The sequence below is a fragment of the Stenotrophomonas sp. GD04024 genome, from assembly GCF_029837545.1.
Lineage (GTDB): Bacteria > Pseudomonadota > Gammaproteobacteria > Xanthomonadales > Xanthomonadaceae > Stenotrophomonas > Stenotrophomonas forensis.
This window is the reverse complement of sequence record NZ_JAOEDV010000112.1, coordinates 1-10,808: the sequence shown is the minus strand read 5'-3', so window position 1 is coordinate 10,808 and position 10,808 is coordinate 1. Positions and strand designations below refer to the sequence as shown.

Here is a 10,808-nt window from a genome sequence, read left to right as displayed (position 1 = left end):
GCCAGATAATCCAGGAACGAGCTGATCCGCGCCGACACCGCCGTGTTGCGGTAGTACACCGCATGGATCGGCTGGTACACCTCCAGCGTCTGCGCGGCCAGCACCGGCACCAGCGTGCCGGCGGCACGGTCGCGATCGGTGACGAAGTCGGACAGGCAGGTGATGCCCACCCCTTCCACCGCCAGCCGGCGCAGCGTCTCGCCACTGGACACTGCGATGTCCGGTCGCACCAGCAGCAATCCCTCCGACTCCCCGGGCAGCGGCCAGCGGTTCAGCGATTCCGGCTCGTTGAAACCAAGCAGGGTGTGCTGGCCCAGCGCGGCGACCGTGCTTGGCTCGCCCAGCCTGTCCAGATAGGCCGGGCTGGCCACCAGCCGCAGCCTGCAGCGGCCCAGCGGCCGTGCATGCAGGGTGGAATCGGCCAGCGGCCCGATCCGGATCGCCAGGTCGGTGCGCCGTTCCAGCAGGTCGATGTAGCGGTCGGAACTGTTCAACTCCAGCTGCACGTCCGGGTAGCGCTCCCGATAGCCGGCCACCAGTGGCGCGATCACGTGCAGCACGAACGGCATTGCCGCGTCCACGCGCAGGCGCCCGGCCGGGCGCTCGCGGCGCGCCGCCATCTGTTCCTCGGCCGACTCCACCGCATCGATGATCGCGCGCGCATGGCGCCGGTACGCCTCGCCCTCCGCGGTCAGGTGCAGGCGGCGGGTGGTGCGGGTCAGCAGTGTGGTGCCCAGCTTGTCCTCCAGCCGCCCCAGCGCGCGGCTCACGCCCGACGGCGTCTGCCCCAGCTGCTCGGCGGCGGCGCTGATCGAACCGCTGTCGATCACCGCCAGGAAGGCCTGCATTTCATCAAGCGTCGTCTTCATGCCGCCATTATTGACTGTACGGCAAGAGTGATTGGCGTGAAGACCGGTTTTTCGGCCAGAGATGGCGGCGCAGACTGCGCAGCCTCTTCCCCTGCTGGACCCTGTCATGATCCGTGGCATTCCCCTCGCCCTGCTGGCGTTGACCCTCGGCGCGTTCGCCATCGGCACCACCGAATTCGTCATCGTCGGCCTGATCCCGACCATTGCCGCCGACCTGCAGGTCAGCCTGCCCTCGGCCGGCCTGCTGGTTTCCCTGTATGCACTGGGCGTAGCCATCGGTGCGCCGGTGCTGACCGCGCTGACCGGCCGCGTGCCGCGCAAGACCCTGCTGGTGGCACTGATGGTGCTGTTCACCCTCGGCAACGTCATCGCCTTCATGGCGCCGGGCTACAGCTCACTGATCGCCGCACGCATCCTCACCGGCCTGGCGCACGGCGTGTTCTTCTCGATCGGCGCGATCATCGCCACCGCGGTGGTGCCGAAGGAGAAGGCCGCCAGTGCCATCGCCATCATGTTCACCGGGCTCACCGTGGCGCTGGTGACCGGTGTGCCGCTGGGTACCTTCATCGGACAGCATCTGGGTTGGCGCGCCACCTTCCTGGCCGTGGCCGCCCTCGGCGTGATCGCCCTGCTGGGCGCGCTGCTGTTCGTTCCGCGCAACCTGCCGCAGAGCGCACCGGCCAGCTTCCGCCAGCAGCTGGCGGTGCTGGGCCAGCCGCGCCTGCTGCTGGTCTATGCAATGACCGCACTGGGTTACGGCGGCACCTTCCTGGCCTTCACCTACCTCGCGCCGATCCTGCAGGACGTCACCGGCTTCTCGGCCAATGCGGTCAGCCTGGTGCTGCTGGTCTACGGCGTGTCGGTGGCAATCGGCAACCTGTGGGGCGGTCGACTCGCCGACCGCCTGGGCCCGGTGCCGGCGTTGAAGCGCATCTTCGCGCTGCTGGCCATCGTGCTGTTCGTGCTCACCTTCACCGCCTCCAACAGCGTGCTGATGCTGCTGACGGTGCTGGCGCTGGGGGCCGTGGCCTTCGGCAACGTGCCAGGCCTGCAGGTCTACGTGGTCAAGCAGGCGCAGCGCTATGCGCCGCAGGCCACCGATGTGGCCTCGGGCCTGAACATCGCCGCGTTCAACATCGGCATCGCCCTGGGCGCCTCGCTGGGTGGGCTGGTGGTGGAACACATCGGCCTGATGCATACGCCGTGGCTGGGTGCGCTGGTGGTGGTTGGCGCCTATGCGCTGACCGCGCTCAGTGGTCGCCTCGACCGTCGCGATGGTATCGACCCGCGTGCCGACGGCATTGCCGCCACCGCGCATTGATCCATGCAATGCACCGTTGCCGGCATGCATACGGTGCCTGCCCTACCCTCTTCTCCTGCTACTCCCTTCCCCCCGTTGGAGCTTCCCATGACTGTCCCCGCCTTTGGCCTCGGTACCTTCCGCCTGAAGGACCAGATCGTGATCGACTCGGTGCGCAATGCGCTGGAGGTCGGCTACCGCGCCGTTGATACCGCGCAGATCTATGGCAATGAAGCCGAAGTCGGCCAGGCCATCGCCGAATCGGGTGTGCCGCGCGACGATCTGTACCTGACCACCAAGGTGTGGATCACCGAGTTCAAGCACGATGCGTTGCTGGCCAGCCTGCGCACCAGCCTGGAAAAACTGCGCACCGACCGCGTCGACCTGGCGCTGATCCACTGGCCGTCGCCGAACGACAAGGTCGACGTGCCGATGGAGGAATACCTGCCGGCACTGGCCGAAGCCAAGGCGCAGGGACTGGCCCGGGAGATCGGCATCTCCAACTTCACCATCGCGCAGACCCGCAAGGCGATCGAGATCCTCGGTGCCGAGGCGATCGCCACCAACCAGGTCGAGATCCATCCCTACCTGCAGAACCGCCTGCTGGTGAAGTTCCTGCAGGACAATGGCATCCACATCACCGCCTACATGAGCCTGGCCTATGGCGAAGTGCTGAAGGACCCGGTGATCCAGGCCATTGCCGGCCGCCACCAGGCCACCCCGGCGCAGGTTGCGCTGGCCTGGGCGCTGCAGCAGGGCTTCTCGGTCATTCCGTCGTCCACCAAGCGCGACAACCTGGCGGCCAACCTCGAAGCGGCGGCCGTGCGCCTGACCGACGAAGACATGGCGCAGATCGCCAAGCTCGACCGCGGCCATCGCCTGGCCAATCCGGAAGGCATCGCCCCGGCCTGGGATTGATCCCGACCGTGTTTGCGGCACCGAATCGGTGGGTGCCGACCTTGGTCGGCACTGACCTGTGATCGATCGTTGAAACAACGTGCCGACCAAGGTCGGCACCTACCGAAGGCGGGGTTATCCCTCGTCCTGCAACAACCAGCCGCGCATGGCGGCACTCACTTCATCCGGCTTTTCCATCGGTGCCAGGTGCCCGCAATCGGGCACCACCACCAGCTGCGAGTGCGGCACCAGCGCGTGCATTTCCTCGCTCACTGCCAGCGGCGTGATGCGATCGTTGGCACCGCACACGATCAGCAACGGATCACGGTAGCTCGCCAGCACGTCATGCCCATCGCGGCGCTCCAGCGCGCTCTGGCGCAGGAACACTTCGGCGCCCAGCCGTGCGGTCATGTCGCGCACGCGCTGAACCAGCACATAGTCGTCCAGCCGCGAGGCATCGATGTAGCTGCGCATCAGTGCATCACCGAAGCCGTGGAACTTGCCGGGCAGGCGCACGCTTGCACGTTGGCTGCGGCGCTGTTCGGCGCGCTCGGGCGAATCGGCATGGATCGAGGTGTCGATCAATGCCAGCTGCAGTACCCGCTCCGGAGCGATACGCAGGATCTGCTGGGCGACGAAACCACCGAGTGAGAAGCCGGCCAGCGCAAACCGCTCCGGTGCCTGCGACAGCACGTCTTCGGCAACCGCCTGCAGGGTTTCGCCCCGGGTCTGGTCGCCCACCGTGCAGTCGGCAATATCGGCCAGGTTGGCCAGCTGCGCGCGCCACAGCTCGGCATCGTTGAGCAGGCCGGGCAGCAGCAGCAAGGGAATGCGGTCGGTCATGGCGGTATTGTCGCGCCAGTACAGTGACAGAGCCATGCCGCATCGGGTCATTGGGTTGTAGAGTCGAGCAAGCTCGACTCTACGACACGGACGCGACCATGGCAGACCCCTACAACAGCGGCATCCCCTCCCCTCCGGCGCTGCGTTTCGACGATTCGCTGGTCACCACCGCCTTCGAGCTGCCCGGCTACCGTGTTGCGCGCAACCTCGGCGTGGTGCGTGGCATCACCGTGCGCTCGCGCTCGATCGTCGGCAACTTCCTGGGCGGCATCCAGACCCTGTTCGGCGGCAACATCACCATCTACACCGAACTGTGCGAACAGGCCCGCGAGGAACCTACCGCGACATGGTCAAGCACGCACGGCAACTGGGCGCCAATGCGATCATCGGCATGCGCTACGACGCCACCGATGTGATGACCGGGCTGACCGAGGTGCTGTGCTACGGCACGGCGGTGGTGGTGGAACCGTTGCGGTAACCTGGTCGTAGAGTCGAGCTTGCTCGACTGTTCCTGGATGACAAGCAGTCGAGCAAGCTCGACTCTACAGCGGTGCCGCCGGCACCTCGACCTGCTGCACCGGCAGGGTCACCATCATCACCGTCGGGTCGTCCGGGTCCAGCTTGGTCTTGAAGCCCAGGCTCTGGCACATCGCCAGCATGGTGCTGTTCTCGCGCAGCACCTGGCCTTCGACCACATCCAGGCCCAGCCACTTGGCGTACTCGATCATGATCGCCATCAACCGCCAGCCGATGCCGTGGCCCTTCAGGTCCGAGCGGATCAGGATGCCGTACTCGCCGCGGTGGTAATCGGCGTCGGCGTGCAGGCGCACCGCACCGAGCATCTCGCCGCTGCGTGGTTCAATCGCCACCAGCGCGATCGAGCGCGCGTAGTCCAGCTGGGTCAGGCGCGCGATGAATTCGTGGCTGAAGTGCTTCACCGACTGGAAGAAGCGCAGGCGCAGGTCCTCGTCGCTGACACGGGCGAAGAACGCGCGGAACAGCGCGTCGTCTTCCGGCCGCACCGGACGTACGAAGGCGCGGCCGCCGTCGGACAGTTCGATGGTGCGCTCCCACTCCTTCGGATACGGGAACACCGAGAAACGCGGATGGCCGCGGCCCTTGTGCAGGATGCGCGAGGGCGCGATGGCGACGCGCGCATCCAGGGCGAGGATGCCCTTGCCATCAACCAGCAGTGGATTGATGTCAAGCGTGCGCACTTCGGGAATGTCGGCGGCCAGCTGGGCCAGCTTCACCAATGCCAGCGCCAGCGCGCGCTCGTCAGCCGCCGGCACGTCACCGTAAGCCTTGAGGATGCGCGAGGCACGGGTCTGGCCGATCAGTTCGTGGGCCAGGCGCAGGTCCAGCGGCGGCAGTGCCAGCGCCTTGTCGTTGATCACTTCCACCGCAGTGCCGCCACGGCCGACCACGATCACCGGGCCGAACGTGGCATCGTCGGCGATGCCGACGATCAGCTCGCGCGCTTTCGGGCGGACGATGGTCGGCTGTACCAGCAGGCCATCGATGCGTGCGTCCGGCCGCAGCTGGCGGGCCCGCGACAGGATCGCATTGGCCGCGCTCTGCACCGCCGGCAGCGTGCCCAGGTTGAGGCGCACGCCATCCACTTCCGACTTGTGCGGAATGTCCGGCGACAGGATCTTCAACGCCACGCTGGCGCCGCGCTCCAGCAGCGGTTGCGCCAGGTCCATCGCCTCATGCGCATCGCGCGCGTGCATCACCGGCGCGGACGGAATGCCATAGGCCTTGAGCAGTTCGTGGGTGGCCAGCGGGTCCAGCCACTGCTGGCCGTTGGCCAGCGCGGCATCGACCAGCGCGCGCGCAGCCGCCGCATCGACATTGAAATCCTGTGGCAGGCTGGGCGGCGTTTCCATCAGCGCGTTCTGCGCTTCGCGGTAACGCACCAGATGCTGGAAGCCACGCACGGCTTCGGCCTCGGTCGGATAGGTCGGCACCCGCGCCGCGTTGAGCGTGGCGGTAGCCTGGTCGTCGTTGCCCAGCCACACCGCGAACACCGGCTTGTCGCGGTGATGGCGCGGGCGCAGGCCGAGCGTGCGGGTCAGCGCCTGCGCTGCATCGGCGGACGAGGTGAACGCGGTCGGTACGTTGACCACCATCACCGCGTCGTTCTCGTTGTCGGCCAGCAGCGCTTCGATGGCCGAGGCGTAGCGGTCACCGTCGGCATCGACCACGATGTCGACCGGATTGCTGCGCGACCAGCCCTGCGGCAGCACCGCGTCGAGCTTCTCGATGGTGCTGTCGGACAGGTTGGCCAGCGTGCCCCGCAAGGCGATCAGCTGGTCCACCGCGAGGCGGCCGACACCGCCGCCATTGCTGAGGATGGCCAAACGGCGGCCGGGGAAGGTGCCCAGCCGGCCCAGCGACTCGGCGGCGGTGAACAGTTCGTCCAGCGCCCCCACGCGCAGCAGGCCGGCGCGGTTGAACGCCGCGCCGTAGACATCATCGGCGCGCGCGAGCGCCTGCACGTGGGTATCGCGGCTGCCCGGCTGCACGCGTTCGGCGCGGCCCGACTTCACCACCACCACCGGCTTGGCACGCGCGGCAGCACGCGCGGCCGACATGAACTTGCGCGCGTCCTTGATCTGCTCGACATAGAGCAGGATGGCGCGAGTGCGGTAGTCGGTGGCGAAGTAATCGAGCAGATCGCCGAAGTCGACATCCATCGTGTCGCCCAGCGAGACCACGGCAGAGAATCCGACCGAGCGCGCCACGCCCCATTCCACCAGTGCGGCGGCAATGGCCGAGGATTCGGAGATCAGCGCGAGGTCGCCGGCCTGCGGGAAATGCGCGGCGATGCTGGCGTTGAGCCGTGCATGCGGCGCGATCACGCCCAGGCAGTGCGGGCCAAGGATGCGCAGGCCATGCGTGCGCGCCACCGCCTCCACCTGCGCCGACAGCGAGCCGGGGCCTTCGCCCAGGTGCGCGGTGAGGATGATCGCCGCCTGCACGCCACGTTCGGCCGCGGTGCGCACCACCTGCGGCACGATCGTCGCCGGCGCGGTGATCACCACCAGGTCAGGCACCCAGTCCAGGTCCTTCAGCCGTTTGACCGTGCGGATGCCATCGATCTCGGCATGCCGCGGGTTGATCCAGGCCACCTTGCCGGGAAAGCCGGTACCACGCAGGTTGCGCATCACCGCACGGCCGGCCGAGCGCTCGCGCGGGCTGCCACCGATCACCGCGACCGACTGCGGACGGAACACAGACTGCAGATGGTAGGTACTCATGCGCCTACGGTACCCAAATTCCGTGGCGATGGGCGTGCCGACCAAGGTCGGCACCTACCAAAGGCGGGTTGTCCCATGGCGCGGATCCGGTAGATGCCGACCTTGGTCGGCGCTGGCCTGGGATCGGTCGATGAAACACCGTGCCGACCAAGGTCGGTACCTACCGCAGCACGGTGGTTCCGGCTTACAGCAGCGTGCCGTGCAGGATCATCGCGGCGATGCTGAAATAGATCACCAGGCCGGTCACGTCCACCAGGGTGGCGACGAACGGGGCCGAGGCGCTGGCCGGGTCGAAGCCGAGGCGCTTCAGGATGAACGGCAGCATCGAGCCGGACAGCGAGCCGAAGGTGACGATGCCGACCAGCGCCGCACCGATGGTGATCGCCAGCAGGATCCAGTGCTCGCCATAGTCGTGCAGGCCACCGAGCTGCCAGATCACGATGCGCACGATGGCCAGGCAGCCGAGGATGGCGCCGAGCACCATGCCGGTCGGGATCTCGCGCAGGGCCACCTTCCACCAGTCGCGAAGGCGCAGTTCGCGCAGCGCCAGGCTGCGGATCAGCAGCGAGGTGGCCTGCGAACCGGAGTTGCCACCCGAACTCATGATCAGTGGAATGAACAGGGTCAGCACCACCGCGCGCGCCAGTTCATCCTCGTAGTGCTGCATGGCGCTCGCGGTCAGCATCTCGCCCAGGAACAGCACGCTCAGCCAGCCAGCACGCTTGCGCAGCATCTCAAGGAAGCCGATCTGCATGTACGGCTTGTCCAGCGCTTCCATGCCGCCGAACTTGTGCGCGTCCTCGGTGGACTCCTCGATCAGTGCATCCAGCACGTCGTCGACGGTGACGATGCCAAGCATCTGCTGCTGCGCATCAACCACCGGAATCGCCAGCAGGTCGTGGCGGCGGATCAGCCGCGCCACTTCCTCCTGGTCCATCAGCGCGTCAACGGTCACCGGCGGATTGACCTGGGCCACGTCCAGGATCGATTCCTCCGGCAACCCGGTGATCAGCCGGCGCATGGTCACCACCTGCTGGAGGTGCTGGCTGGCCGGATCCAGCACGTAGATCGCGTACACCGTTTCGCGGGTGCGCTCGACCTGGCGGATGTGCTGCAGGGTCTGCGCCACGGTCCAGCTGGCGGGCACCGCCACGTACTCGGTGGTCATCAGCGCGCCGGCGGTGTTGGGCGGGTAGCTCAGCAGCTTCTGGATGGCCTGGCGGGCATCGGTGCCCAGCAGCGGGATCAGCCGCGCGCGCTCGTCCTCGTCCAGCTCGTGCACGATGTCGGTGGCGCGGTCGTCGGCCATCAGCCCGAGCAGGGCGGCGGCGCGCGCCGGCGGCAACGCGGCCACCAGCTCGCCACTGCGGTGCAGTTCCGGCGCTTCGAGCATCTTCACCGCACGCGGCAACGGCAGCGCCGCCAGCGTGTCCGCGGCGCGGGTCAGCTCCAGCGTATTGAGGAACTCCACCGCGTCGGCGGTGTTGTAGTTCGCCAGGGGTGCGGCCAGGGCAGCAGCATCGGCCCCTGCGCGCAGCAATTGCTTCTGGTTCATCGGTTCTGCCTTGTGGGGTGCGACCTCGCGCAACGCCAACGCAGGCAAACCGTCCCGATGTCAGGCGGTGGCCATCGCTGGCGTCGAACGAGGTCGACTTCTACTGTCGCTGGACATGGGTTGGGGACTCCGGGATGCGTGTGCCGGCGGACGCGCCGCCAGCGGCGGGGAGTCTGGACCTGCCGGGCATGCAGGTCAACCCAGGGCCAGCCGACAGCGTTGCCAGCACGCGTGTCCTCGTGCGTACACGCACCGGCGCGCATAATGTGGCAGTGGCGTTCGCCATGCTTTCCCTCCTCCGAACGGACGCGCGGCCGGTTCCCCCGATGACCAGGTACTCCCATGCATAGCGGTGGTCTGGAACTGGCGCTGGTACTGCTGCTGGCGGCGGTCATCGCCGTGCCGGTGTTCAAGAAGTTCGGCTTCGGCGCGGTGCTGGGCTACCTGGCGGCCGGCGTGGTGCTGGGCCCGGACGGGCTGGGCTTCGTGCAGGACGCCGACCGCATCCTCGGCGCCGCCGAGATCGGTGTGGTGATGCTGCTGTTCGTGATCGGCCTGGAACTGTCGCCTGCACGCCTGAAGGTGATGCGGCGCTCGGTGTTCGGTGCCGGTGCGGCGCAGGTGGCGCTGTCCGGGCTGGTGCTGGGCGGCCTGTTGCTGCTCGACCATTTCCAGTGGAAAAGCGCGCTGGTGGTGGGTGTGGCGCTGGCGCTGTCGTCCACCGCGGTGGGCCTGCAGCTGCTGTCCGAGCACAAGGCGATCAACAGCGACCATGGCCGGCTGGGCTTTGCCATCCTGCTGTTCCAGGACCTGATCGCGATCCCGCTGCTGGCGGCCATTCCGCTGCTGGGCGGGGTCAAGAACGAGACGCTGCGCTGGGAGGATGCCGCCGTGGCGCTGGGCGCGCTGGCAGTAGTGATCCTGTGCGGGCGGCCGGTGCTGCGCAGGGTGTTCAGCATCATCGCGCGCACCCGCAGCCCGGAAGTGTTCACCGCCACTGCCCTGCTGGTGGTGCTGGGCACCGCCTGGTTCATGCAGGAAGCCGGCCTCAGCCCGAGCCTGGGCGCGTTCCTGGCCGGCGTGCTGCTGTCCGACTCGGAATTCCGGCACGAACTGGAAGCACAGATCGAGCCGTTCAAGGGGCTGCTGCTGGGCCTGTTCTTCATCGCGGTGGGCATGGGCATCGACCTCGACCGCATCGCGTCCGAGCCGTGGCTGATCGCCGCCGGCGTCGGCATCCTGCTGGTGGTCAAGTTCGGCCTGCTGTACGTGATCGGGCGTATTGCAAGGCTCAGTTCGCGACAGTCGCTGCTGCTGGGCAGCGTGCTGTGGCTGGGCGGTGAATTCGCCTTCGTGGTGTTCAACGAAGCGCAGCGCGCGCACCTGCTGGGCAACGCCAACCATGACCGGCTGGTGGCCATCGTCGGCCTGTCGATGGCGATCACACCGCTGCTGATGATCGCGCTGCTCAGGCTGCTCGGCCAGGAAAAGGCCGCACCGCGCCAGCCCGCCGAGGCTGACAAGGTGGCACCGGACAACCGGCCGAAGGTGCTGATCGCCGGCATGGGCCGCTTCGGCCAGGTGATCGCGCGCCTGCTGACCGCGCAGAAGGTGCCGTTCGTGGCGCTGGAGGCGAACCCGGACACCGTGGCCGACCTGCGCCGCTTCGGCAACCAGCTGTATTACGGCGACCCGACCCGGCCCGAAATGCTGCGCGCGGCCGGTGGCGAGCACATCGATGTGTTCGTGATCACCGTGGATGACCCGGAGACCAACCTGCGCGCGGTGCGCATGGTGCGCCGGCTGTACCCGGATGCGACGGTGCTGGCGCGAGCGCGCAACCGCCAGCATGCGTGGCGGCTGATGGACATGTCGGCCGAGCCGTTCCGCGAAGTGTTCGGCACCAGCCTGGAAATGAGCGGGCGCGTGCTGACCGCGCTGGGCGTGGCCCCGAACGTGGCCGAACGCCATGTGCAGCGCTTCCGCGAACACGACGAGCAGTTGCTGCGCGACCAGTACCTGGTCTACGACGACGAGGCCGCGGTGATCCAGACCTCGCGCGATGCGCGCAACGACCTGAT

Annotated in this window: 7 protein-coding genes and 1 pseudogene; 4 read left to right on the top strand and 4 right to left on the bottom strand. The window is 67.7% G+C overall.

The features are described from left to right. Positions 1–869, bottom strand: an 869-nt coding sequence (locus tag N7590_RS20835) for a LysR family transcriptional regulator (RefSeq protein WP_279935857.1), incomplete at its 3' end; no start/stop codon positions are given. Between the two features lie 106 nt (positions 870–975). Between N7590_RS20835 and N7590_RS20830 the strand changes: the two genes are divergently transcribed. Both N7590_RS20830 and dkgB read left to right on the top strand, forming a co-directional pair. Further along, complete coding sequence (locus N7590_RS20830; protein WP_164240783.1) at positions 976–2,190, top strand: MFS transporter; 1,215 nt, start codon at positions 976–978, stop codon at positions 2,188–2,190. Between the two features lie 87 nt (positions 2,191–2,277). Next, positions 2,278–3,087: a 2,5-didehydrogluconate reductase DkgB gene (gene dkgB / locus N7590_RS20825; protein ID WP_164240784.1), complete on the top strand. Its 810-nt coding sequence runs from the start codon at positions 2,278–2,280 to the stop codon at positions 3,085–3,087. Between the two features lie 114 nt (positions 3,088–3,201). Here dkgB and N7590_RS20820 read toward each other — a convergent pair whose 3' ends face one another. Further along, the gene (locus N7590_RS20820; RefSeq protein ID WP_164240827.1) at positions 3,202–3,909 is read right to left on the bottom strand and encodes an alpha/beta hydrolase; all 708 of its coding nucleotides are present in this window, start codon (positions 3,907–3,909) and stop codon (positions 3,202–3,204) included. Between the two features lie 98 nt (positions 3,910–4,007). Here N7590_RS20820 and N7590_RS20815 point away from each other — a divergent pair. Beyond that, positions 4,008–4,387, top strand: a pseudogene (locus N7590_RS20815) (YbjQ family protein). Between the two features lie 64 nt (positions 4,388–4,451). On the opposite strand, the gene N7590_RS20810 reads toward N7590_RS20815, so the two are convergent. Further along, complete coding sequence (locus tag N7590_RS20810; protein WP_164240785.1) at positions 4,452–7,172, bottom strand: bifunctional acetate--CoA ligase family protein/GNAT family N-acetyltransferase; 2,721 nt, start codon at positions 7,170–7,172, stop codon at positions 4,452–4,454. Between the two features lie 184 nt (positions 7,173–7,356). Continuing rightward, on the bottom strand, positions 7,357–8,727 hold the full coding sequence (gene mgtE, locus N7590_RS20805) for a magnesium transporter (RefSeq protein WP_053451136.1): 1,371 nt from the start codon (positions 8,725–8,727) through the stop codon (positions 7,357–7,359). A 342-nt stretch (positions 8,728–9,069) separates the two neighbouring features. On the opposite strand from mgtE, the gene N7590_RS20800 reads away from it, so the two are divergent. Next, positions 9,070–10,808: monovalent cation:proton antiporter-2 (CPA2) family protein (locus N7590_RS20800; RefSeq protein ID WP_279935856.1), on the top strand; the 1,739-nt coding region annotated here is incomplete at its 3' end.